Annotated in this window: 22 protein-coding genes; 7 read left to right on the top strand and 15 right to left on the bottom strand. The window is 47.5% G+C overall.

Going from position 1 to position 25,162, the window contains the following annotated elements; genetic code table 11:
* Positions 1 to 12: 12 nt before the first annotated feature.
* The 3 genes from LFX25_RS19120 (at position 13) to LFX25_RS19110 (ending at position 3,282) form a co-directional block, all read left to right on the top strand.
* Positions 13 to 420 carry a hypothetical protein gene (locus tag LFX25_RS19120; protein ID WP_238731847.1) on the top strand — a complete coding sequence of 136 codons (408 nt, stop codon included), beginning with the start codon at positions 13 to 15 and terminating at the stop codon, positions 418 to 420.
* Entirely contained in the window at positions 408 to 1,826 is a 1,419-nt protein-coding gene (locus LFX25_RS19115) for a UTP--glucose-1-phosphate uridylyltransferase (protein ID WP_238731846.1), read from the top strand. The genes LFX25_RS19120 and LFX25_RS19115 overlap by 13 nt, the downstream gene beginning before the upstream one ends.
* A 103-nt stretch (positions 1,827 to 1,929) precedes the next feature.
* A complete protein-coding gene (locus tag LFX25_RS19110) occupies positions 1,930 to 3,282 on the top strand; it encodes an EAL domain-containing protein (RefSeq protein ID WP_238731845.1) in 1,353 nt (450 codons plus the stop codon).
* 73 nt (positions 3,283 to 3,355) lie between these two features.
* Here LFX25_RS19110 and LFX25_RS19105 read toward each other — a convergent pair whose 3' ends face one another.
* From LFX25_RS19105 to LFX25_RS19040, 14 genes are all read right to left on the bottom strand, one after another.
* The gene (locus LFX25_RS19105; protein WP_238731844.1) at positions 3,356 to 5,755 is read right to left on the bottom strand and encodes a C1 family peptidase; all 2,400 of its coding nucleotides are present in this window, start codon (positions 5,753 to 5,755) and stop codon (positions 3,356 to 3,358) included.
* A 12-nt stretch (positions 5,756 to 5,767) separates the two neighbouring features.
* Positions 5,768 to 6,226, bottom strand: a complete 459-nt coding sequence (locus LFX25_RS19100; protein ID WP_238731843.1) for an LIC_20196 family exoprotein — start codon at positions 6,224 to 6,226, stop codon at positions 5,768 to 5,770.
* 181 nt (positions 6,227 to 6,407) lie between these two features.
* Positions 6,408 to 7,046 carry an energy transducer TonB gene (locus LFX25_RS19095; protein ID WP_135570505.1) on the bottom strand — a complete coding sequence of 213 codons (639 nt, stop codon included), beginning with the start codon at positions 7,044 to 7,046 and terminating at the stop codon, positions 6,408 to 6,410.
* A 19-nt stretch (positions 7,047 to 7,065) separates the two neighbouring features.
* A complete protein-coding gene (locus LFX25_RS19090; RefSeq protein WP_135570503.1) occupies positions 7,066 to 7,470 on the bottom strand; it encodes an ExbD/TolR family protein in 405 nt (134 codons plus the stop codon).
* Between the two features lie 18 nt (positions 7,471 to 7,488).
* Entirely contained in the window at positions 7,489 to 8,103 is a 615-nt protein-coding gene (locus LFX25_RS19085) for a MotA/TolQ/ExbB proton channel family protein (RefSeq protein ID WP_238731842.1), read from the bottom strand.
* A gap of 97 nt (positions 8,104 to 8,200) precedes the next feature.
* Positions 8,201 to 8,719: a hypothetical protein gene (locus LFX25_RS19080; protein WP_238731841.1), complete on the bottom strand. Its 519-nt coding sequence runs from the start codon at positions 8,717 to 8,719 to the stop codon at positions 8,201 to 8,203.
* Positions 8,719 to 11,292: a TonB-dependent receptor plug domain-containing protein gene (locus LFX25_RS19075; RefSeq protein WP_238731840.1), complete on the bottom strand. Its 2,574-nt coding sequence runs from the start codon at positions 11,290 to 11,292 to the stop codon at positions 8,719 to 8,721. Before LFX25_RS19075 ends, LFX25_RS19080 begins: the two co-directional genes overlap by 1 nt.
* A gap of 8 nt (positions 11,293 to 11,300) precedes the next feature.
* Positions 11,301 to 11,651: a hypothetical protein gene (locus tag LFX25_RS19070; RefSeq protein ID WP_238731839.1), complete on the bottom strand. Its 351-nt coding sequence runs from the start codon at positions 11,649 to 11,651 to the stop codon at positions 11,301 to 11,303.
* Between the two features lie 181 nt (positions 11,652 to 11,832).
* Positions 11,833 to 12,486, bottom strand: a complete 654-nt coding sequence (locus LFX25_RS19065; protein WP_238731838.1) for a hypothetical protein — start codon at positions 12,484 to 12,486, stop codon at positions 11,833 to 11,835.
* A complete protein-coding gene (locus LFX25_RS19060; RefSeq protein ID WP_238732078.1) occupies positions 12,458 to 12,832 on the bottom strand; it encodes an LIC20211 family lipoprotein in 375 nt (124 codons plus the stop codon). Before LFX25_RS19060 ends, LFX25_RS19065 begins: the two co-directional genes overlap by 29 nt.
* Before the next feature lie 307 nt (positions 12,833 to 13,139).
* Entirely contained in the window at positions 13,140 to 14,192 is a 1,053-nt protein-coding gene (meaB, locus tag LFX25_RS19055) for a methylmalonyl Co-A mutase-associated GTPase MeaB (protein WP_238731837.1), read from the bottom strand.
* Positions 14,193 to 14,206: 14 nt separating this feature from the next.
* Positions 14,207 to 16,405 carry a methylmalonyl-CoA mutase gene (scpA, locus tag LFX25_RS19050; RefSeq protein ID WP_238731836.1) on the bottom strand — a complete coding sequence of 733 codons (2,199 nt, stop codon included), beginning with the start codon at positions 16,403 to 16,405 and terminating at the stop codon, positions 14,207 to 14,209.
* Positions 16,402 to 18,288: a methylmalonyl-CoA mutase family protein gene (locus tag LFX25_RS19045; protein WP_238731835.1), complete on the bottom strand. Its 1,887-nt coding sequence runs from the start codon at positions 18,286 to 18,288 to the stop codon at positions 16,402 to 16,404. The genes scpA and LFX25_RS19045 overlap by 4 nt, the downstream gene beginning before the upstream one ends.
* An 88-nt stretch (positions 18,289 to 18,376) precedes the next feature.
* The gene (locus LFX25_RS19040; RefSeq protein ID WP_238731834.1) at positions 18,377 to 19,366 is read right to left on the bottom strand and encodes a TerC family protein; all 990 of its coding nucleotides are present in this window, start codon (positions 19,364 to 19,366) and stop codon (positions 18,377 to 18,379) included.
* Positions 19,367 to 19,452: 86 nt separating this feature from the next.
* Between LFX25_RS19040 and LFX25_RS19035 the strand changes: the two genes are divergently transcribed.
* The 4 genes from LFX25_RS19035 (at position 19,453) to LFX25_RS19020 (ending at position 23,335) form a co-directional block, all read left to right on the top strand.
* The gene (locus tag LFX25_RS19035) at positions 19,453 to 20,079 is read left to right on the top strand and encodes a lysoplasmalogenase (RefSeq protein WP_238731833.1); all 627 of its coding nucleotides are present in this window, start codon (positions 19,453 to 19,455) and stop codon (positions 20,077 to 20,079) included.
* A 62-nt stretch (positions 20,080 to 20,141) separates the two neighbouring features.
* Complete coding sequence (locus LFX25_RS19030) at positions 20,142 to 21,026, top strand: ferritin-like domain-containing protein (RefSeq protein WP_238731832.1); 885 nt, start codon at positions 20,142 to 20,144, stop codon at positions 21,024 to 21,026.
* Positions 21,027 to 21,034: 8 nt separating this feature from the next.
* The gene (locus tag LFX25_RS19025; RefSeq protein ID WP_238731831.1) at positions 21,035 to 22,192 is read left to right on the top strand and encodes an aminotransferase class V-fold PLP-dependent enzyme; all 1,158 of its coding nucleotides are present in this window, start codon (positions 21,035 to 21,037) and stop codon (positions 22,190 to 22,192) included.
* Positions 22,193 to 22,390: 198 nt separating this feature from the next.
* Positions 22,391 to 23,335, top strand: a complete 945-nt coding sequence (locus LFX25_RS19020) for a bile acid:sodium symporter family protein (protein ID WP_238731830.1) — start codon at positions 22,391 to 22,393, stop codon at positions 23,333 to 23,335.
* A 234-nt stretch (positions 23,336 to 23,569) separates the two neighbouring features.
* On the opposite strand, the gene tnpC is transcribed toward LFX25_RS19020, so the two are convergent.
* On the bottom strand, positions 23,570 to 25,147 hold the full coding sequence (gene tnpC / locus LFX25_RS19015; RefSeq protein ID WP_118966396.1) for an IS66 family transposase: 1,578 nt from the start codon (positions 25,145 to 25,147) through the stop codon (positions 23,570 to 23,572).
* Positions 25,148 to 25,162 lie beyond the last annotated feature (15 nt).

The following is a 25,162-nucleotide window of genomic DNA, read 5'->3' as shown; positions in this document are numbered from 1 at the left end:
TCAGAGTCTTTCATGAAAACAAAGAAGCTGATTCTTTCCCTTTGGATTTTTTTCATCCTCCCTTCCGCTGTCTATTCAAATATACCGACGCACTCCGGGATGGAGAAAAATTTCAAGGAAGCCTGGGGAAAAAACTTTCCCGTTCCTTACGCGAGACTTTTGAAACGGGATCTAACGGGAAAGGGCGTTCTCGTTTATAAAAAAACTCCCGAACGAACCGTTTATATTTATACGTATCTCGTCTTTCTTCCTCTTTACACGGAAAACGAAGAAGTTGCCAAAGAAATTCCGGGTAAAGGAAGAGAAGTAAAGGTGAAACTCTTCTACGAACCTTCGAACCCGTCCGAGAAATTCTCGATCGAGTTCACCGAGTTCGACGAACAATACAACAGCAAATCGGTGGTGCGATGGATTCGATGAAAACGAAATCGGAGGAATTGATCCGAAATAAAATGTCTTCCGAAGGGATGTCGCAGACCTTCATTCAGGACTTTTTAAAAAAGACGGACCAGGTTCGAAACGGGGAAACCGGCATGGTTCGTTGGGAAGAAGTAGGCGATCTGGACCCCGCAAAGGACGAAATCACCCTCGAACAAATCGAAACGGAACATTCTCCCGATCCGGAAATTCTCAAGAACTTGGTCGTCATCAAATTGAACGGTGGACTCGGAACGTCGATGGGGCTTTCCGGTCCCAAATCCCTCATTCCTCTCAAAGACGGAATGTCGTTTCTGGAAATTTTCGCGAAACAATCGCAGGTCATTCAAAGCAAGTATAACGTGTCCGTCCCGTTGATCCTGATGGACAGCTTCAACACGCAAAAGGAAAGTCAGGCGGAACTGAAACGGATCGGATTCTCGCAAAAATTCGCGACTTCCTTTCTGCAACACAAGGTCCCGCGGATTCTGAAAGAGGACTTAACACCGATTCGGTGCCAAAACCCCGATGACGAATGGTGCCCTCCCGGCCACGGAGACATTTGGATTTCCCTTTTGGAAACGGGACTGCTTGATACCCTGATAGAAAACGGCTACAAAATCGCATTCGTATCCAACGGGGATAACTTAGGTGCTACGGTTCATCCCGGAATTCTTTCCTATATGTTAAAGGAAAAGCTGGAATTCTGCATGGAGATGACTCCGAAAACTCTCGCGGACAAAAAGGGCGGGGCGATCTATCGAAGAATCGTAAACGGAAAACCGGAAAACTATCAGTTGCTCGAAACGGCTCAGGTTCCTGCAAATCACATGCACGAATTCGAAGGGCTCGGCAAATTCAGAACCTTTTCGACGAACAATCTTTGGATCGATCTTGTCGCTCTGAAAGAAAGAATTCTTCAGGGAAACTTCGAACTTTCTTTGATCGTAAATCCGAAAACCGTGGAGGGAAAAGAAGTTCTGCAACTCGAAACGGCGATGGGTTCCGCAATCCGCAATTTCAATCGCGTAAAAGGAATCATCATTCCGCGGGATCGATTCGCTCCGGTGAAAAAGTGCGAAGACTATTTGGTCCGCAGATCGGACGCATATCATTTGCGCGACGATTATTCCATCACCATGTCGGAAGAGAGAAAAAAATCGGCATTAGGCGAAGTTTTGATTTCATTGGATGACAAATTTTATAAGAAGATTCAGGATTTTAACCGTCTCTTTCCGGAAATTCCTTCTTTAGTGCGCTGCACTTCGCTTCAAGTCAAAGGAGAAGTGCTGTTTGATCGAAAAATCACGATTGTGGGTGACGTAACGATTGAGAATAACGGCTCCTCGCCTCGTAAGATCTCGGAATTGAATTCAGGAATCTTAGAGTCCGGAAAATATTCCTTTTAGGCTTTACAAAGAAAATCGTCCATCGGATCTTTTTATTAGAACCTTCTTGATGGACGGATTTCAAATCCGCATTCCAACGGATCTTTTGAATACAAAGGCTAAAATGACAACTTCTAAAAGTCCGAAGATCCGCTCCTTTGACGAGGGGGAGATCGAACAATTTAAAAACGTATTCATCAATGAAAACCGCGGGAAACCCATCGTTCTTCTCCGGTTTCAAGATATAAAGTCCTTATCCTTTCTCGATTTTCTTCAACTAGTTCCCACCAAAATCTCCGAGTTGCATCCGGGCGCGGAAAATCATTATTCCTATTATTGTTACGGGGATAAGAAGAATCTACTGATCGGAGTGGCTCCGATTCATACGACGGGCTCCAACGGGTTTTTAAACTTCGATTCGGTGCTCGGGCGTTTCCGCGAGGTTTCGATCAAAAGCGGATCGATGAACTTCGATTTCGGGATCGCAAGAACGCAGTGCAATTATATCTCCTACGTGGACGAGATCTTTCACGAACTGGAAGTTTCTTCTCTCAAGAATTTAAAAGACAATCTCATTCGTTGGAGTTGGACCTATCTCAACCGGGTCAACGATTACTTTGCCGGTGAAAAAGCGGACGCGGTCATTCAGCCGATCATCCACTACAATCACAAGACGCACATGTATTCCATGAAGGGCGGAGAAGTATTCGTGGGCGGAGAAGCTTACGCGGGTTATGCGGACCTGATCCGCGATATTCCTCACGATCAGGATTTGAACCGGATCGAACTTTTGATTTTGGAAAAGCTGACCATGTGCTGCAACGGAGCGCCCGGTCTTCTGAAGTTCAACATTTCTCCTCAGACTTTGATCGATACATTCGATACGGACGAAAAGGTCACGCGCTTTCACAACCTTCTTCTCAATCAAAACTTGAATCCGGCTCTCGTGAGAATGGAACTGATCGAAAAGCCGTATGAAGAAGAAAATATCACTCTGAAAAGCGTCTGCAAGCGGTTCTGGAATTTCGGAATCAGTTTTGCGGCGGACGATTTCGGAGTCAAAAGTCAGAGCCACCAGATCGTTTTGGATTTGGGGGAAATGATCAAGGAATTCAAACTCGATCCGATCAGTTTCAAGTTCAAAGCCGATCAGGATCTTACTAAATTCTTGGACAACCTTGCGTTTATCGATTATTGCAGAAGACTTTCGGACAACCGGGAAGCGATCATCACGGCGGAGGCCCTCGAAGATATCGATTCGCTCAACTTTCTCATCACGCACCAAGTATATTACTTTCAAGCCAATCTTTTCTGTACGAAAATTTCCATCGAAGAATATAAGGAAATCTTTAAGGACATGCAGAATCTTCCCGAAGCGGTCGTGAACAAGATTTTGAATTCAGAAGAACTGCTTCTAAAATTAAAGGAAAAAGGAAACATCTTCAAGCTCGCCAAAGAACTCGAACTCATGCCTTAAAGTCGGGAATCCCGCCGGTCGATCGTCGACGGGCGGGATTCGATCGTGTTTCGAATGTTGCAGTTTTCCTAAATCATTCTTTCAAGAATGAAAGATTCGATTTTTGATTTACGATGCTCGGATCCTTCATCGTAACGGAAAGTGCGTCTCCGGTTTTTTCGATTTCGATCTTGAACTTTCCGTCCTTATCGATGATCGGGGATTCCTCCACGTATTTTCCTTCGAAGATCTTCTTCTTGTTGAACTTAACCGTATAATTGACGTTATCCGAGCTTTCGATCTCCAGAAGAACCTGACTCACGCCGTTGCTTCCGTCCCACGCCATCGCCGTCCAAGGTCCTTTGAACTTTTCCAGTGTGGAATCTCCGCCGAAGGTTCTTTTCTTAGGAGCGGTCACGGCGGTAGAAAGTACGGCGGAAACCGGCAACGAGTTCCCGCTTTCTCCGCCGAGATCGGTCTTGGAAGTAACGGAATACAAAAAGAGAACTTCTTTTTCGGGAATGTCGGCTACATACGAATTCTTATTTCCCGCAGAAGCCAAAAAGGTCCATTTGGAATCCCCTCGCTTCTTGCGAAAAACATAATATTCGGATGCGTCCTTGGTTTTATCCCAAGTGAGGCTGATCTTCCCTGCCTTTGCGTCCAGAACCCCTTTGAGGTTTTCCGGAGAAGGTAGTTTTACTCCTCTTTGTTTGTTCGGATCCGTGAATCCATATGCGAAACTGGAGAACGGGCCGTTCTTTCCTTCCAAGTTCACCGCGGTTACGGAGTAATACGCGTACCGTGCGGGAAGATTCTCATCGATGAATTCTTCCGCTCCGGTTTCGGAAATTTTTTCCCAAGCGCCGCCTCCGATCCAACCGGACTTCACGTATCGAAAGATGTAATACTTCGAAGCCCCGGAAACCTTTCGCCATTTCAACTCGATCTTATTCTGATACGAACCTCGACTCGCGGTCAACCCCAGAGGTTTTGCGGGAGGAGTTTTCGGTTGCGCGGTAAATCCGCTCGCAGCGTCCGAAGGTTCTCCCGTTTTGCCGCCGAGTTTTGCGGAAACGACGTAGATTTCGACGACACCTTTTCGCGCGGCGGAATTATCCACGTAATTGTTGATCTTGGAATTTCCGATCGGGTTATACCGTTTCTGAGTTTTATTCCATTTAAAAATCTGATATTCGGAAGAAGCGTCGCCCGGTTCCCAGGTAAGTTCGATCTTATTATCGTATTGTCCTTGCGTCGCTTTCACTCCGAGAACTTTCGGAGGAGGTTTTAATTCTTCCGTTTTCGCGAAACCTACCACTTCTCCTTGAGACAAATCGGAAGAGGAAGAATCCGTCAGCGTAAGAATCTTATATCGATACGCGAGATTCGGTTGAACTCCGTCGTCATTGAAGCTGTTCGTTCCGGACAAACCGATCTTTGCAAAACCCGAATCTCCCGGACCCTTTCTGTGAATCTCATAACCGATCGCGCCGGGAACGATTTCCCAGTTGATCAAAACCTTATCGGTAAAACTTCCCTGGGAAGCGGTGATCGACGCGGGTGCAACCGGATTGGAATCGCTCGCAACGCTCGTCGGTTCCGGCGTATTGGAATCGGGTTTGCCTTGATCGCTTACCGCTTCGACTTGATCGATCATCACAAACGCGCCTTGGCAGATTCGAGTAAACCAGCGATAATCGATATAACCGTATCCTTGATCGCCCCAATCCGTTCCCCAAGAGTTGATGAACTTCACCGCGTTTTTAGAATCGTCGTAACCGACAAGAGCGATCGCATGACCTCCGTAGGTTTTACCGAGTCCGTCTTTGTAGATTTGATTTCCTTTGATATTGAAGAAATTCTCATATACCAAAATTCCTGCAACCACCGGCTTTCCTTCCGCCAATTGCGCTTTGATCTCGCTCATATCGGTCGTCTTCACGCGTAAGAATTCTTTCGCCTTGTATTTTGCGGCGGCTTCGATGGCGGCTTGCGGGGGACGGGCCCTATAATCGGCGGGATTGTAAGGCATGGTTTCCCAAGGAGCCGCGCCCATTTCCACCATCACGCGCATCGCGTCGGAGATGAGAGATCCGTTGTCCCTTCCTCCGTTGATCTGATTGTAGATAAACGCGGGAGAAAAAACTTTGCTGTAGTCCGGAGTTCCGCCGTTTGTCCGCAAAGACCAATTCTGGGAACTTTTTCTTTCGATGTATTCCTGGAAACTTTTCGTCGCGTAAGCCGTGGACCAAGCGACACAGCTACCTTGTTCGCCTTGATTTCCGACCGGAGGCATGGAAGAGGACAAGTCTACGCTGGAAGCAAGACCTCTGTGAGAGATTCCGTACGGATTCGTTTCCTTCAAAGAAGAAAGAAGTTCGGCGGATTCCTGTTTCATTCCGAGACCGCGCACAGAAGGTTGAGCGACAACGGAAGAATACGCCGTGAACAAAAGAACGGAAGATAAAATAGTATATTTTAAAATTCTCATATACGTTTCCTCTTACTCCCCTTTTTGAGCCTGAATCGTTTCCCGGATTTTGTCCTCGGTCTCTCTGGAATATTCCTTAAACGCGAAAGGATGCGGTTCGTAGAGAGCGATCAAGGAGGACTCGATGCCCTTGCTGTCTTTTACGGTTTTCTGATTTAAGAATAGGATGTAATCTCCTTCCGGAGGAGCGGCCTTCAGCCATTTTCCCAAAAGTTCGGGGAAGATCATAAAACCGATTTCGAATTTAACCGGAAGTTTTTCGGCGCCTTTCCAAGGTTTTAAAATTTCAACGGTGGCGGTCACCGAAATCGAAGTTTCGGAAATTTTTTTCTCGCGGACGTTCGTGATCCGAGTCAACGCGATATAATCAGAATTCTTAACCTGAGTTTCGAGCGTGGGAGGAGTGGGTACCGACCAAAGCGGCAATGTGATTATAAGTAAACCGATCCAAGCAAACGCTTTTAGATTCATCTTTGTCTCCATCTGGCCGATTCTTTTCGACCAAGGGTGAAGTATCGGCCTTCAAATGGACACCGCAAGAAATTTTTTAATTTTTAAAAGCGGATGCGTATTTCGTTTCTTTCCAAAGAATCGAAAAAATTTCGCGAACGGGAACTTTATAAAACGAACTTTCGAAGATCGAAGGAGAAATTCAATCTTCGAGATTGAAGGAAATCGGAACCCGATGCGACATCTTGGTCGGTCTTCCCTGAACGTATCCCGGACTCCAACGAGCCAGTTTCACGATCTTGATAGCCGCTTCGTCGAAGCCGAATCCCGCTTTTCCGGAAGCGATCTTGGCGCCCTGTAAATTTCCTTGTTCGTCGATTTGTACGATCACCACGACTTGTTTGGAAACAATCCCGGCCGATTTCGCCTGCGGAGGGAAAAAATCTCTGAGATCAAAATCGATGATCGGAGTCGGAGTTTTATCCCCGTTATAAGAAAATAAGAATCCGTCCTTATCGGTTCCGTTTCCGGAAAGAGCGTTCGGATTGAGATCCTCGTCGATGGGATCGTCCGCGTTCTGGTTGGAACCTTCCACCCATTCCTGTTTTTCGACCGGAGCGGGAGAGGACGTTCCTCCGATCAATTCGGGGGGAATGTCTTCCAGATCGACTTCCACGTCCTGAGCTTCCAAGTCATCGGAAGAAATCTCCGCCTCGGGAATGTAAGTCGCGATGAAATACGCTCCGATCGTTAGAGAATGCAGGGCAAAGGACGCAATCAGACAAAAACGGAACAATCCGAATTCGACGATCTTCTGTTTGATTTCAGGAACGCTTACCATTCTATCTTTCCCGTTTCGTCTAACGTTTTACCGAAAGAGCAATTTTTGTGACGCCCGCTTTGCGGATCACTCCCATCGTTTCCGCGATTTTCCCATACGGAAGGGAAGAATCGGCCGAAAGAGTCAGACGCATGTTCGGTCTGATCTTGGAATCCCGTTCGAGATGTGCCTTCAGCTTTTCGATCGAAGTATCCGCTCCTTCCAAAAGAATCTTGCCGTCCTTGGTCAAAGCGACTTGAACCGATTGCGCGACGTTCGGGTCCGCGGCTTCCACTTTCGGAAGGTTGATGTTGATGGATTCTTTTTTCAAAAAGTTCGCGGTGACCATAAAGATCACCAGAAGAACCAGAATCACGTCCACCATCGGGGTGATATTGATGTTGCCTATTTCTTCTCCGTCGCCGGAGGGAGCAGAACCTGCCATATTCGAATTCTCCTTATTCTATTTCTTGCGAGAAAGACTTGCAAGAAACTCTCTGGAAAGAATCTCCAAATTTGCCTGAATCACTTTCAACTTACGGGTAAAATAGTTGTTCGCCATTACCACGGGAATCGCAACTCCCAGACCGGCCGCGGTCGCAAGAAGTGCGGTGGAGATACTTCTCATCACAAATTCCGCTCCCGTGCTTCCCAGAGTTCCCAATCCGTAAAAAGCTTTGATCACACCGAGAACCGTTCCTAAAAGACCGATAAACGGGGCGTTGTTTCCGAGAGTATTCAGAATCGGAAGATGATTTTCGAGTTCGACTCGTTCGCCGATGATTCTTCCTTCCTGCAATTCCGAAAGAGCGTCGTGACCGACTTCGTACTGTTCCGCGGAAAACTGGGAAAACTTCGCGTAGATGTTTCCCGGATTTTCGGAAGCTACGGTTTTCACCGCGCTGAAATCTCCCTTTCTGATTTCGGAAGTTAAGATGGGTAGAATTGCGTCCGTGTTTCTAAGACTTCTGCGAAAGATAAGAATTCTTTCGGTGCCTACTGCGAGAGCGACGATACTTGCTACGAGCATCACTATAAAGATGAACGTCTCGCCGTATTCAACTAAATACATAGTCATAATTTTGGATCCTCTAAATATTCTTTATTTTTTAAAACCGACATCAAAGTCACTCGATTTTCACGGTGTTCTTTTTCGAGACTTGTTAACTTGTTCCTCATTCTCCCGAAATACTCACGCAGGTCTTTGTACAGGAAAACGTTCCGGTGGAAAGTCCCGATATCTGAGAAAGCCCGCCTTCTCCGCAGGTTCCCGCGGAATTTTTATTCACCCAATACGAACGGTTGCAATCCATCACGCAGGCTTTCGCGCGGGGAGTAAACTTCGCGAACGTCGCGGAATTCACCAGGTTATTGCAAAAATTCTGATACGTTCCGGCGGACGCGTCGCCTCCGCTGAATAAAGTCACGATCGCAAGTTCGGAAAGAGGAGTAGGAAGGTCGGGAGCCTTATTCAGACAAATCTGTGCCGCCTGCAAAGAAGCGATACAAGACTGAATCGGGTCCGTAGGCGGTAAAAGTAGATACTGAAGAATCACTCGCTTCTCATTGTCCCGATTGAAACTGTCGTCTTCGTTCGGAAGGTTGTTACAGTTCCAGATTACGTACACGATTACAAAAACGTTAAAGACGTTTCTTACGATTTTTTTAAGAAGAGTGAACGGATTCCGTTTCATTAGAACTTCACCTCGATCCCGATGTTAAAGAAAGGAATGACCGTTCCGCCCGGAAGCGTAAGCGTTCCGAACGTCTGCGACGGTTTCGGGTTGGTCGCAGAGTAAGGGCGCGTAACGTCGAAGTCTTGTCCGGCGACGTTCTGCCTCATATACACGTTGATCACTTCGAAGAACGTATTTACGTAACCCCATTCGTAGTTTAAGAATCGGTCGATCCGAATGTCCAATCGATGATAGTCCGCCATACGTTTCGTGTTCGTATAATCCGCGAGATACGGGTTGTTCGCGGAGGTCGGAATCCAAATCGTTTGATTGTTGGCCGGATTGGAAAATTTACCGCCGTCGTCCCCGACGATCGGAGTGATCGGCATGGAAGTCAGATAAGACCATCTCGCTCCGAACTGCCAATCCTGACTGAATCTCCAACCGAAAACCATGTTGATGATATGAGTTCGGTCGTAGTTGTATAAGGTTTCTTTCGAGTTGTGATAGGTCTGCGCAAGAAGCCTTTGTTCAGGTCCGGTCGCAACGGGAGCCATGATTCCGTCGGGCTTATAAATATTAGAATTTCTGAATGTTTGCGACCAAGTGTAGGAAATCCATCCGAACCAATCCCTCGTTCCGGGAGCCGCGGTTTTACGGATCACGAATTCGTATCCTCTGGAATGACCCGTTCCGTTGTTCGAATAATTCAGAGGTTTGTTCAAGACGTACGGCTGCAATACTCTTCCGTACTGATCCGCGTTCTTTCCGATAAAATCGGTGATGTACGGATCGTCCACGATCAGGTTGGAGAATTCCTGTTTGAATACTTCTCCCTTGACCTGCCAATCGGAAGTGACTTGTTGATCGATCCCTCCGCCGTATTTGAATGCCTTTTGAAACTTCAGGTGAGGGTTTCCGCTTTCTTCGGAGAATTGAGTACTTAACGGAAAGTTAAAGTGTTCTCCCGCTCCTCCGAATACGGTGGTTCCCTTTCCGATTCCCTCGAACTTGTAGGAAAGTTGCGCCTTAGGACCCAAAGCCCCGTTTTTGATATAAGGAATGTAATCGTATCTCGCGCCCGGCTCGAACAGCAAACCGCCGAACTTGAACTTCATCGTAGTATAAGCGTTGTAGTATTTGCTTCGCGCTCGGTTCGTATCTTGTACGGTTCTAAAGTCCGGACTTGCCGTGTCATACGGGTTCGGGTCGGGGTTGTTCGGATCGGTTTGTTGAATCGTGCTTCCCGTCGTTTTGTAATTCAAGAAACGGACTTCGGAACCGAACTCCAGCGTAAAGTGCTTGTTCGGATCCCAATACGCGTCTTGACGAATCCCGTTGTAAGCCCCGCTCGCCCTTTGCTTTCCTTTGATGGAACCCAAGGAAACGTTGTAATCCACGAACGGATCGTAACTGATGACCGTAATCCGATTGGAGAAGTTTTCGATCGGTCTCCAAGTATAACGAATCGCCTGCGTGCGATAACCCTGACCTGCGGAAAGATTTCCACCAGCAAACGCCGCGAGCTGATCCTTGGTAGGATCGTTCTGCGGTTTGGCGGGAGGATTGAGCGCAAAGTCGTCCTTTGCGGTCAAAGAATACAACGAGATCTGATGTTGATCGTTGAAGTTATAGACCATCTTCACTTGAGAATCGGTGTAGCGAGGCAGACGAACTCCGTCAGGAAGAAGACTTCCCCCCGACATGGTGCCTAACGTCTCGAACGTCTTGTCGATATAACCGACTTTCACCGCGCCGAGAATATAACCTTTCCCTCCCGCAAACGTTGTCTGGTAGTTCGCGGAAGCTGCCCAAAGAGAAGTCAAAAAATTTCCCTGGGAACGTTCCACCTTATCGGGAGATTCGATTTCGATCACCCCCCCGAGTGCGTTGTTGAAGTTCGCGGGAAGAACGCCCGTGTAAACGTCCATGGACTTGATCAAGTTTCCGTTGATCGTCGCGGTCAAACCGTCGAAGTGAAACGGATACAAAATCGGAAGATCGTCGTAGAGATAAAGGTTCGTATTGGGGTCAGCGCCTCGGAAAACATAGTTGCTCGCACCGCCGCCGAACGCGGAAACGGGAACCACGCCTGGAATCGTTTCGATCGCACGAAGAGGTTCTCCGAATGTACCGGGCATCCGTTTGATTTCTTCGAAGCGAAGTTTGGTACGGGACATGAGTTGTTTTTCCCGTTCCCCCGTAACGTTGATTCCGCCTTTGGAAACTCCGCCGCCCGCTGTAGAAGCCTTGTCCGTATAAAGAACTACGGTTTCGGAAGTATCTCCTACCTCTTGCCGAATTTCCTGCATCCCCGTGTCTCTTAAAATCCGAAACGTATACGTTCCGGGAGAAGGGACGACCGCTTGAAAGTAGCCTTCCGCATCGGTCTGATAGAATTTCTTGGTTTCCGAAAGACGAACGGTAATGTTCGCTTCTCCCGCGCTCTTATTGCGGGAAAAGACGCGGCCTCGAAAGGAAACTTCCGCAAAGACCTCCGCCATCGGAATCGTAAGAAAAACGAAAAATAAAAACGGAATCCGTTTTCCAAACTTGACGGCTCGTTGTGTGGATCGTTCGAACATCTTCATCGTTTGCCTTACTGTATTTTAGTTTTTACGAATGTTTCCTGGAAGTTGAGATACCAGGGAATATCGTCGAGAGGTTTGTCCACATAGAGCAGAACACAGGCGAAAGGATAAGAAACAAAAGGACATTCCGATCTTGTGATCGCGATCGTGCAAAGATCCAGGTTTTTTTGCTGAACTTCCTCGAATATAATCGGGAATGGCTGAGGAATCGGCGTTCCGCATTTGTTCGCCAAGTAACTCGCCGCGGCATACATCTGACTCTGCGAATCTCCCGCGGAGACGACTTCCGGTCGCACGCAGTTCTGAACGAAAACGAGCGCGGTTAAAATCCAGAACAACGGAAGAATTCTCCCGTTCAAAACGAAGGGTTTCGTTTTGAAAAAGAAAATCAGTTTGTTCAGAAGACTCCGAGAATGCGGCCGAAGGTTCGTCGCAAAGCCGCATTTCCGAAAAACATTCAAAAAATGGAATGTTTCAGCCTTCGCCGACGGGCGGCCCGAAAGAACATTCAAAGAGTTGAATAAACGATGTAAGAGCATATCAATCCTTCTTTTTCCCGCCGACGGAAATTCCGCCGGATTCCTGACCCGCATTGGAGGAACGTTTTCCGCCGCCTACGCTGATCCCCCCGGAAGAAGATTCCGAATTGGATTTTTCATCCTGAGGTTGGGAAGCGGACGTTTCCGCGGCTTCTTTCTTGCGCTGTTCTTCCAATCTCAGTCGTTCGGATTCTTCCTTGTTGCCGATCACGCTTCCTTTTACTTTCAAAACGGAAACCGTTCCCAAAGGAAACATAACGTGCGTTTCGTGCCAAACCTTGATGCCCACAAGACTTCTTCCGCCGGGAACCTTCTGGACCGCCTGGCTCATCGCATAATCGATGCTAATCGGATTCGTGATCGGAATCAAACCGAACACGAAGAACGTGGAGGATTCTCCCTCCGCTTCTTCCAGAATATCGTAGCCGCTCGAGCGGATGATCGTTGCGGATTCGTAAATACCCGGGGAACGCACGCGCCCTCCCGGTTCGAACAAGGTCGCGCCCATACAATTCCCGAAAACGCAGAAGATCAAGACCGCAAATAACTTTATGAAAAACGAATGTAATTCCGAAACGGAAAATCCGGCGGATCCTTTTCCGCCGAAAAACTCCTTTCGAGTTTTTCTATCTTCTTTTTTTACCGTTCTGGTCATTTTGATCCTCGAATTTGATCGCTTCCGCATTGATATGCAGTCTGTTGATGGTGAGGAAAAGAAGAATGTATTTATCCGTCCAATAACGGATGTTGATGAGAGCGTCCGCTTCTTTTTCGGTCAACATCGCGGTAACGACCTTATCGATCGGAGGTTCGGAAAGAGGAACTCCCACGATCGCGATGTCGAACGTGTTCCAAGTTTTGTGACCTTCGACCGGACCGATCACCTTGTATTTACGGTCCGCGACGGGAATATTACTCGTGGCGATTCCAGCCGACGAAGTCGCGCAGTTCGCCAAAATCAGGGAAATCAAAAATACGGAGAGAATTTGAAAAGCTTTCACGGTACCTGCCTGCAACCCAAGTTCGCTGATAATCCCGAGACGTTCTTTTTGTTTTTCTTGTCTCAAGAACAGTATATCTACCAGATACTATCTGTCAGATATACGTGCAAGAATAAATTTTTTCCTAGGCGAACCGGATCGAATCCTTTTGATAAATTGTATTCTTCATTTTCCGAAAGGAATGACAATCTCATAGAAAAAAAGTTCCGTTTTGGGAAAAAATAGGATTCGAAAAAAGAGGCTTTTGAGAGGGGTTTTCCCTATGTTTTGGGAACAAATCCCGGCTTGGAAAGGTCCGAGAAAAAATCTAACCGTACAAACGTTTGCGGTATTCCGCGATCAACTTCTCCGCGGCTTGAAAGGAACTGATTCGGTGACGGCTAACTTTGTCCTCGAGTTCCTCGTAAAGATCCTTCATGCGCGTATAAAAATCGCTCATCAAATGTTCGGAAACGGTTTCTTCCAACCAATATTTGGCCTGGTTCGTTCTTCGAATCTCGAAGTATCCGTTTGACTTTACGGTTTTTTCATATTCCTGGATCTGTTTCCAAATTTCTCCGATTCCTTCTCCCGTCAAAGACGAGCAGGAAAGTACTTTTGGAATCCAAGTATTTTCATGAGAAGGAAAAAAGTGAATCGCGGATTGAGTTTCGATTCTCGTGGCTTCGGATCTGATTTTGTTGTCTCCGTCGGCTTTGGTCACGGCGAATAAATCCGCCATTTCCATAATACCTCGTTTGATTCCTTGAAGTTCGTCTCCCGCTCCCGCGATGAGAAGAAGCAAGAACAAATCCACCATGGAATGAACCGCCGTTTCGGATTGTCCGACACCGACCGTTTCGACGATGATCGTATCAAAACCCGCGGCCTCGCAGAGATAAATCGTTTCTCTCGTCTTACGCGCAACACCGCCTAACGAATCTCCGGAGGGAGAAGGGCGGATGAACGCGGATTCGTTTCGGGAAAGCTCGGACATTCTTGTTTTGTCTCCGAGAATACTTCCCCCCGAGATTTGACTCGAAGGATCGATGGTAAGAACGGCTAACTTTTTTCCCTGAGAAAGCACGTGCATTCCGAAGGATTCGATGAACGTACTTTTCCCGACTCCGGGAATGCCCGTGATTCCGATTCGGATCGATTTTCCGGAATGAGGAAGACATGCGTCTATGATTTTTTCCGCGAGTTCTTTGTGATCGGCTCGCGCGCTTTCGACGAGCGTAATCGCACGGCTGAGCATCACTCGATCTCCTGCGAGAATTCCTTTTACGAATGCTTCCGCGGAAGGAAGCGGCTTTCGGGAAATTCCGGTGGATCGAATTCCTCCGCTCGAAGGAATCCCGGTTTGTTCTCCGGAGCTCAAAGACGATTCTTCCCTTAGGCGTTTACTTTAGAAGTTTCTAAATCTTTGATGAGAAGTTCCAGAATGTCCGCGGCCGCCTTGGAAATTTTCGTTCCCGGTCCGAAGATGCCCGTTACTCCCGCCTTGTAGAGAACGTCGTAGTCCTGCTGTGGAATCACTCCGCCGGCAATGACCATGATGTCTTCTCTTCCGAGTTTTTTCAGTTCCGCGATGACCTGAGGCACGAGCGTTTTGTGACCCGCGGCCAAACTCGAAACTCCGAGGATGTGTACGTCGTTTTCCACCGCTTGCCTTGCGGCTTCCGCCGGAGTTTGAAAGAGCGGTCCTATATCGACGTCGAATCCCATATCCGCAAAACTCGTCGAAATCACCTTCGCGCCTCGATCGTGTCCGTCCTGTCCCATCTTGGCGACCATGATTCTCGGACGACGCCCTTCCAACGTTGCGAATTTATCCGAAAGCGTTTTCGCGCGTTTGAAATCCGGATCGTCTTCGATTTCCGAGGAATAAACTCCCGAAATCGAACGAATCGTCGCCTGGTATCTTCCGAATACTTTTTCCATAGCGTACGAAATTTCGCCGAGCGTCGCGCGTTTGCGGGCCGCGTCCACCGCGAGAGCGAGAAGATTTCCTTCTCCGCTTCCCGCGCATTTTGTGATCGCTTCGAGCGCGGCGGTCACGTCGGCGTTGTTTCGATTTTTTTTGAGCTCCTGCAATCTGCGGATCTGGGATTCGCGGACGGCAGTATTATCGATATCTAATATATCTAACGGCTTTTCCTCGACGGCCTTGTATCGGTTGACTCCGACGATCACATCCCTTCCGGAATCGATCTTAGCCTGTTTGCGGGCCGCGGCTTCCTCGATTCTCATCTTTGGAATTCCGGTTTCGATGGCCTTTGCGATTCCGCCTAACTTCTCGACTTCTTCGATCAGTTCCCAAGCGCGGTGCGCGAGAGAATGCGTCAAAGATTCCACATAATACGAGCCGCCCCAAGGATCGACTACACGATGAATGTTCGTTTCTTCCTGCAAAAAGATCTGCGTGTTTCTTGCGATTCTCGCGGAGAAGTCGGTCGGAAGCGCGATCGCTTCGTCGAGCGCGTTTGTGTGAAGCGATTGTGTGTGACCCAAAGCCGCGGCCAAGGCTTCGATACAAGTGCGCGCAACGTTGTTGAACGGATCTTGTTCGGTCAAACTCCAACCCGATGTCTGGCAGTGAGTTCGGAGTGCGAGCGACTTTAAATTCTTAGGATTGAATTGTTTTACGAGCTTCGCCCAGAGAAGACGACCGGCGCGCATCTTTGCGATTTCCATAAAGTGATTCATACCGATCGCCCAGAAAAAGGACAATCGAGGAGCGAACGTATCCACGTCCATTCCCGCCTTGATTCCGGTTCGAAGGTATTCCAAACCGTCCGCGAGGGTGTAGGCGAGTTCGATGTCGGCTGTAGCTCCGGCTTCCTGCATGTGATAACCCGAAATCGAAATCGAGTTGAACTTGGGCATGAAATCGGACGTATATTTGAAAATGTCCGCAATGATCTTCATCGAAGGAGCGGGCGGATAAATGTAGGTGTTCCGCACCATGAACTCTTTGAGAATGTCGTTTTGGATCGTTCCGGAAAGTTTGTCCGCGCTGACTCCTTGTTCTTCCGCGGCTACAATATAAAACGCTAATATAGGAATCACGGCCCCGTTCATCGTCATCGATACGGACATTTGATCCAAAGGAATCTGATCGAAGAGAATCTTCATATCGAGGATCGAATCGATCGCAACCCCGGCCTTACCGACGTCGCCGACCACACGTTCGTGATCGGAATCGTATCCTCTGTGAGTCGCGAGGTCGAACGCGACCGAAAGACCTTTTTGTCCGGCGGCTAAGTTTCTACGATAGAATGCGTTCGATTCTTCCGCGGTGGAAAATCCAGCGTATTGGCGGATCGTCCAAGGTTGTTGGACATACATCGTGGAATACGGTCCGCGTAAATACGGAGGAATTCCCGCGGCGTAGTCGAGGTGTTCCATCTTAGCGATGTCTTCCGCGGTATAAACCGGTTTGACCGGGATTTTTTCGGGAGTATTCCACAGAGTTTGTTCGATGGAACTAAACCCTAAATCACCGAGCGCGGATTTTTCCCAATCGGATTTGGAAATTTTTCCGTTGCCCTGTGGCGCATAACGTTGGCGATCAAAACTCGGACGTTTCATTGGATGCCCAGCCTTTTCTGAATCGATTTCAAAGTTTCTAAATGTTGGGATTTGACGTGGATGAAAAATTCGATCCCTTTGGATTTCAGAGAATCGATCTGTTCGGTCGGATTTCCCGCTACGATTCCGATCAAATTGGAGTTTTGTTTTTTCAAAACCGCAAAGGTAGAATCCACAAAACCCACGACTTCTTCGTCGCTCGTGCAGAAGACCACGATGTCGGCGTTCGTTTCTTTCAAACCTTGCGACGCTTCTTCCGGTGTCGCATAACTTCCCGGATCGATCAGCTTGGTTCCCGCACAAGCGAGAAAGTTTTGGGAAAAGATCGCGCGCGCCTTTTTCATCTTGAGATCGCCCATCGGCAAAAGGAGAACGGTCGGAGTTTTACCGGACTTCTTCGCATAGGCTTCCGTTTTCAAACGGATCTCTTCGATTCCGGCTCCGGCTCTAAAGTCGGCGATCGTTTCGCAGACGATTTCGCCCGCCGCACTTTCGATGTCGCCTAACGCACCGCGCAGATTCAATTCGGAAACGGAAATTCTATCTTCTCCGTTCGGATATTGATTGGTTCCGAGTAGAATCTCTTTTCGATTCGCAAGGTTCTCTTCCTTTTTCTTTCTGGACTCGGAGATTTTTTTTTGAATCATTCCTTTTTTCGCGGCTTCGAGAAATCCGCCCGCGGATTCGATCTCGCAGAAAATTTCCCAAGCCTTTTTGGTGATCGAATCGGTGATCGATTCCAGATAATACGAACCTGCTGCCGGATCGACCACCTTGTCCACGTGGGACTCGTGTTTCATCAGAAGCTGAATGTTACGTGCGATTCTCAGAGAGAAGGAATCGCTCGTTTTCAAAACGCTGTCGTATGGAGAAACGCTGATCACTTCGCAACCGCCGATCGCCGCGGACATCGCCTCGGTCGTGGCGCGAAGCATATTCACGTTCGGATCATAGGCGCTGTAGTTGTAACGGCATGTCTGCGCGCTTAAAAATGCGTGCTGTGAAGATTCTTCCTTGGCCCCGAATTCTCGGATGATTTCGGCCCAGAGAATTCTCGCGGCGCGGAACTTTGCGATTTCCAAAAAGTAATCTGGGCCGATGGAAAATTCGAACATCAACTGGGAAGCGATCGTATCCACGGACATTCCCGCTTCGAGGAGTTGCTGCACGTATTCCGCCGCAGCCGCCAATGTAAACGCGAGTTCTTCCGAAATCGTGGAGCCGCCGTCCCGGAACGTGGAAGAAGTGACCGACAAACCTCTGTAATGCGGCCAAGAAGACGCGAATGTTTCCAAAATTTCTTTGAGGCCCGCAATGGAATGTTTTCCCGATCTTCCGTGTTTGAGAAGAATCCGAAACGGATCGTAACCGAGTCCGCCCACAAGAACCTTGCCCTTCGGAAGCCAAGAGAAAATTTCGGGAGAACGTTCTTCCGCGATAAAGTGAAGCGTCACCTGATCAAAAGGGAGTCCGTCGATGAGAGCTTCCAAATCCTTTGCGGAGTTCACCGGAATTCCGCGTTGTGGAGTCGTTTTGTTTTCGATGATAAATCCGATCGCCGTAACTCCGTTGTTCGCGGCTTCTTTGGCCAATCGATTGGCTTCGGAAACGCTCGGAGAATCGAAGTCCTGACGAATGCTCCAGTCCTGCACGAGCTTGCGGGTCGATCTCGCATACGGGAAGGTTCCGGGAAGATTGGAAGTCAGCCACTGCTTGTCGGCGATATCGTCTTTGGTATAAACGGGTTGGATCTTAAATCCTTCCGCGGTTTCCCATACTAACTTCTTCTCAAAGTCGGCGCCTTTGAGATCTTTTTGAATGAGTGCAATCCAGGATTCCCGAGTGACAGGCGGGAAGTCCGTAAATAGTTTCTGGTCTGCCATTTGATTTTTTCTCTTTGATCGAGACTTTTACAAGGCTCTCTTTCTAGGGAACCCTGCAAGACTGGCGTGTAAAGTCAAAAACCCGTCCTCAATTCTCATTTTTGGTTTTGAGGTAATGGGGAATCGATGCCAAAATCGAAAGCGTAAGAGTTCCCACAATCACCCCTAAAGAAACCAATATCGGAATATGAATCTCGTGTCCGAAAACATACGGTGAAAAAAGCGGAAGCAATAACTTCACTCCCACGAATGCGAGAAGAACGCTAACGCCCCGTTTTAAAAATACGAACAATTCCATCACTCCCGAAAGCATAAAATACAGGGAACGCAGCCCGAGGATCGCGAAGATATTGGAAGTATAAACGATAAACGCGTCCGTAGTGATCGAAAAGATCGCGGGAATCGAATCGAGCGCGAACATAATATCGCTGAACTCAACGATGAGCAGAGTGATAAAGGTAGAAGTAAAAACATACTTTCCGTGTTCGATCACGACGAATTTTTCGGGGTGATGCGCTTGACTCATCGGAAGAAACTTTTTCGCGAACTTGATTACGGGAGAAGATTCTGGATGAAAGTCCTCGTCTTCCTGATGGGTAAACATCTTCACAGCGGTATAAAGAAGAAGAATTCCGAACAAGTAGAGAATCCAGTTGAACTGAGAAATCAATCCGGCACCGATAAAAATCATGATCGCGCGGAAAATCAGCGCGCCGATGATTCCCCATTTCAAAATCAGAGGCTGATACTGAGGCGTTATCCGAAACTTCTGAAAGATCATGATAAAGACGAAGAGGTTATCCACCGAAAGGGAATATTCCAAAAGATATCCGGTGATGAATTCGAGGGATTTCGTTTTCCCGCGGTCCGGGTCGTTCGGAGTCTGATCCATCACGTAGATCAAAATGCTGAACGAAATCGCGAGACTGAACCAGAAGAGAGACCAGTAGACGGATTCTCGGAGGGGAATTTTGTGGGCTCTTTTGTTTAATACGAAGAGATCCAAATAAACGAGAAGACCCAAGACCACCGTGAAGATAACGACTAAGACGAATTCTCCCGAACTCCAATATCCCATAATCCCTCTGTGTTTTCCGATTCTTGGGTGACAGAATCGTAGCTCTGTACAAAATTACAATCCCAATTCCCAGAAAGAAGGCTCAGATGATTTTACTCTTATTTTCGATCACCGCTTTGATTCAATTGCTCGTTTCCTATTTTTTCCCGGGCGAAGTCGCTCTCAAATTGGCGACCAAAGTCATACCGATTCTCATTTTGATTTTCTTTTCTTTCTTTGAAGGCAAGTGGAAAGACCGCGCCGGAAAATACGTCTTCGTAGGATTGATCTTTTCCTTGTTCGGAGATACGTTTTTAGGTCTTCCCGGAAACTACTTCGTATTCGGACTCGGATCGTTTCTCGTAGCGCAGATTTTATATTCGATCGGATTCTCCGTTGGAAATCCGGTAAACCTTGTTCGGTTGATTCCGTACTTCGCGTTCGGAATTTCTTTCTACACTTGGATTCTTCCCGGGATCGGAAGTTCTCTTTACGTTCCGGTTGCGGCGTATGTATCGGCCATTTGTGTGATGGGTTGGAGAGCGATCGCCAGAGAATGTCCAAGACCGGAATATTGGAAATCGTTTGCGGGTTCCTCTCTTTTTATTCTTTCCGACAGTCTAATCGCGATGGGAAAGTTCGCGGGGCTTCCGATTCCGATGATCGGAACGTGGATCATGCTGACGTACTACGCCGCGCAGTTCCTCATCTATGAATCCGTGGAAGAAAATTAAATAATTATTGATTCAGTCCGTAACATAACTAAGATAGCTAAGAAATCGGGAGGAATCTTATTATGAATATTAAACCTTTAAAAGAAACGACATTTTTGGAAGCGGTAGCGGCCGCGATCCAACACGAAAAAGATTACTTCGAATTTTATATGAGCACGTATGAAAAACTTCCTCCCGGAGACACAAAGGAACTTTTCGAAAGACTCGCGGAAGAAGTGGACGATCATATCAAGTTCATCACCGAGTTGTACGAACAAGCGGAAGGATCGGAACTCCCGAACCTGAAACAACTCACCGCGATTCACAAATTTCACGAGACGACTCTTCAAAAACTGATGAACAAGGTGGAGAGAACCATTTCCGGTCCTGGAACGAAGGACGCGCACGAGGCGCTCGAACTTGCGATCCGCGAAGCGGAGAACTCCGTTTCTTTCTATGAAAAACTCGCGAACAAATTCGACGACGTGAACATCAAATCTCTTTTCACGAAACTCAAGGACTACAATCACAACTATCAGTCTCTTCTCGAAACGGAATTGAACGGATTGGATCAATCCGGTTCGGGACAACAAGGAACGTTTTTTTGGGACGAACAAGCCGAAGAAGTTGCGAAGGCGGAATCCAAACCTTCCAAGGCTCCATCCGTTCCGAAAAAACCGAAGGCCGCAGCTCCGACTTCTAAACCTGCACCTGCCGCAAAACCCGCTCCCGTAGCTAAATCGACTCCGGCCGTAAAACCCGTCGCTTCTACGGCGTCCGCTAAGAAAGCGGCTCCCGCACCGAAAAAGGCCGCGAGCAAATCCAAACCAGTTGCGAAGAAGGCTGCGCCGAAGAAAAAGGCAGCGGTGAAAAAAGCGGCGGCAAAACCGAAAAAAACCGCTAAGAAGACGGTCAAGAAAGCGGCTCCGAAAAAGAAAGCCGCGGCAAAGGCTAAGAAGAAAAGGTAATCGATTTCATGCAGCCCACCACGATCACCGATTGGAAAGAAATCCAAGATCTGTATCCCGTCAATCAGGAGATGATCTGGTTGAACAATTGCGGGACGACTCCCTGCAATGTGAATACGATCCAAACGGTCGGAGAATATTTGGAAGGGTACGCCCGCAAGGGAGTACTTACCGAAGTGCGCAAATACGCTTCCGTAAAACATACGATTCGAAAGATCGTGGCGGGACTCATCAACTGCGACGTGGAAGAACTGTGCGTCATCCACAACACCAACGAAGGAATGAACTTTCTTTCGCTCGGCTTTCAACTGAAACCGGGAGACGAGATTCTACTGTTGGAAAACGAGTACCCGAGCAATATTTATCCTTGGGAACATTGGAAGGAGAAGGGCGTAAATCTCGGATTCATCCCGATGAGCTCCACACCCGATCAGTTTTTAGAGAACGTTAAGTCCTCCGTCGGGCCTAAAACCAAAATCGTCTCTCTGTCCGCGGTTCACTGGTGTACGGGAATGCCTTTCCCTTTGGAGGAAATCGGAACGTTTCTGGACGAGAAGGGCATCGAATTCGTGTTAGACGGAGCGCAAGGTGTGGGACTTGTCCCCATCGACGTCCGAAAAATGAAGTTGAAATACATCGCCTTCCCCGCTTGGAAATGGCTCTTGGGTCCGCTCGGCTTGGGAATGTTGTACATCCAGCAAGACCGCATCGACACACTCTCGTTTCCGTTCAAAGGAACCGGTTCCGTGGTCAACGACGAAGTCTATTTACCGTATCGGGCGGAACTCAAACCGGGAGCGGATCGTTACGAGATTTCCAGCGGCAATTTTATCGATTGGGTTTACTTTCAATCCACTCTGGAAATGCTCCAAAAGATCGGATTTCATACGGTTATGGAAAGAATCTACGAGCTTTCGGATTATCTCTCCGAAGGAATGAAGAGCGTCGGATTTCAAATCGAACTCGATCATTTTCCGGACAACAGAACGGGGATCGTAGTCGGGTACAAGGAAGGAATTCCGATGGACGAACTCGTTTCCTATCTCAAGAAGAACGGAGTGATGTGCGCGCTTCGATTGGGCAAGGTCCGTTTTTCTCCGCATATCTATAACCGAAAAGATCAGCTCGATCGGGTTGTGGAACTTCTCGGAAGTTTTCCGGGTTGATTGCCGAGGATCAATTTGTCGGTAGTACAAAATTTTTCAGTAAAAAAGCGGCCCCACCCTTATCTTGGGTGGAGGGGTGAGGAGGCGGGAAACCGCGAGAAATTTTTCTATATCAGAAAATCAAACTTTTTGCGAGTAGAAACTATGATTCTTGTCGGAACTCCTACAGAAAATCTCTTCTTTTAGTCCTTAACCTTGATGAAGACAAACAAACTGCAGAAAATCGGAGAAATCGGCACGCTGCTATTTCCGGTCTGGGTTTTAACCGGATCGGTTCTGTCCTTTTTCTTTCCCCAATGGTTCACTTGGTTTACCGGGCCTTGGATCACATACGGGCTCGGCTTTACGATGCTCGGAATGGGAATCACTCTTTTACCCCGGGACTTTCGAGACGTTTTTCAAACTCCGGTCCCCGTACTTGCGGGGGTCGTATTGCAATATACGGTGATGCCTTTATCCGGCTGGGAAATCGGAATTCTTCTGGATTTGCCCGCCCCGCTCGCGACGGGATTGATCGTAGTGTCCTGTTGTCCAGGCGGTGTTGCGTCTAACGTGATTACTTATCTCGCGAAAGGGGATCTTGCTTTATCGGTTTCGATGACCGCGTCTTCCACGATTCTATCGGTCTTTATGACTCCGCTTTTAACGCTCTTTCTCATCGGCAAAGGCGTGGAAGCGTCCGCGAGCGGACTATTCTTGGACACGTTTCAAGTGGTGATTTTACCCGTGGCGCTCGGTGTTCTGCTCAACTTTTATCTCCCGCAAATTTCCAAAAGGATCCAAACGGTTTCTCCGCTCGTCGCCGTTCTACTCATTACGATGATCGTATCTTCGATCTTGGGAGCGGGAAGAGAAAAGATTCTTCAGTCGGCCGTAAGATTGATCGCGGCGGTAGTCGGCCTGCATTCCTCCGGATTCTTTTTCGGTTATATCCTTTCCTGGCTTTTCATCCGAAAACAAAAAACGTCGAGAACAATTTCCATCGAAGTAGGGATGCAAAACTCCGGACTGGGAGTCGTTCTTTCCAGAAATAATTTCCCGGACCCGTTAGTCGCAATACCCGCCGCGATTTCCAGTTTGGTACATTCGCTGATCGGAAGTTTGCTCGCTGCCTTCTGGAGAAAATCAACTCCGAAGGGATAAGGCCGCACCCGCCACGGCGGTCGGGCCACTTCAGGCTCGCGGAGTCCCGCTCGGTCTAAAACGCAAAGATCGAAACGGAAACTCGGCAAAGGAAATTACTTCTCATAAAGCGGATTTTTCAAGCCGCGTTTTAGACCAAGCCTTGCGTGTCCCTTGCGGGTTGTGAACCGGAATGGATCCGATCTCCACCAAAGCTTTACAGTTCAAACTATGTAGGAACTCATACGTAACCGCCTAACGAACCACAAGCCCACCGTTTTTTGGCAGATCCTCGCAAGAAAGACTTCTCGGTATCGTTTCCCAAGACTTAAAAAGATCTCGTAAATAAGCGTAAGGATCGATACCTGAGATCTTTGCATTTTGAATTAACGAATAGAATCCCGCGCTCGCAGTTGCCCCTTGTGGACAACCGGAGAAGAGCCAGTTTTTTCTACCGATCACAAAAGGACGAATGTCGTTCTCAACGAGATTCGTATCTAATTGCAATTCCGGATGATCCAAAAAGAGAAGCAGTTTTTCCCACTGGCCAGAAAGATAAGAGAGCGCTTTTCCCATAGAAGATTTGGGAGCAACTTCGACGATCCGTTTGTTCATCCAAGAACGAATCTCATCAACGATAGGCTTAGATTCGGATTGCCTGAGTTTCAGATGTTCTTCAGAACTTAAACTTTCTACCTTAGCTTTTGACTCGATTGTATAAAGCTTACCGATTTTCTTTACGATCCATTCTGCTTGCACATTCTTAGAATCGATTTTTAGAATTTCGAAAAATCTCCTCCTCGCATGATTCCAACATCCCGCGTGAAGAATCTTAGATTTAACTTTCAACAAAGAATCGTAAGATTCAAAACCGTCCGTTTGGATGATTCCTTCAAATCCCTGGATCCATTCTTCTAAAAACTTAGCGCTCCGACTCGGCTCATAATGATAGAGAACAACGGGCTTTTCTCTGATGAACCCTCGGATCACCCACATATACGATTTGGATGTATTCAACTTTCCTTCTTCGTTTAACACTTGAAGAATCGTCTCATCGATCTGCAAATACTTCGATTTGAAAAGTTCCCTTCTCACATCCTCGATCATCGGAGAAAGTTTTTCAAAAACTTGAATTGCGGTATTGGAAAGGGTGCTCCTTGAAATATCCACTCCCGATCTCTGGAGAATCCCGGCTTGTCTGTAAAACGGAAGAGCATCCGCAAACTTTTGAGTAAGCGTGTGAGCTAAGAATCCGGAAGAAAGCATACTCTTCTCAGCGATCTGATGGGGAACCGGCGCGATTCTTACGACAGGTAGAGTTTCATCAGAAGTTCCTTCACAATGCTTACACGCATACTTAGGGCGAATATGAACTTCGACTTGTATTTTAGCCGGGATAATATCTAACTTCTCGGACTTGTCTTCTCCGATACGAGTAAGCTCGTGACCACAAGAACAGGTTTTATCAATTTCAGGAATATCATGTAGGATTTCGATTCTTGGAAAGTAGTCCGGGAAAGGTTTTCTTCCCGTCTTCTTTCTTGTATGGCTTTTAACAGGACTAAAAAGACTTTCTTCTTCGGGTTCAGGAGAATCTTCTTGCAAGGAGCTTTCTATTTCGTTAAAAAGAAATCCTTGATCTTTTTCGATCTGACTCCATTTCTCAGTCTTTCTCCCGAAAAGCTGGATCTTCAATCTCTCGATCTGATCCAAATGTTCGGATTCTTTCTGTTTTTGGAGTCGTAATTCTTCCTGATATTTATTATTCTCTAATATAATGATTCTTTTTAGTTCTTCTACATCATCAGGAAGAGAGTTTAGATCCAAAGACATTCGGATTCAGTCTTA

Origin of the sequence: Leptospira sanjuanensis, from assembly GCF_022267325.1 — a bacterium.
In the GTDB taxonomy this organism is placed as follows: domain Bacteria; phylum Spirochaetota; class Leptospiria; order Leptospirales; family Leptospiraceae; genus Leptospira; species Leptospira sanjuanensis.
The sequence above is the reverse complement of the archived record's forward strand: the minus strand, read 5'-3'. Positions and strand labels throughout refer to the sequence as shown.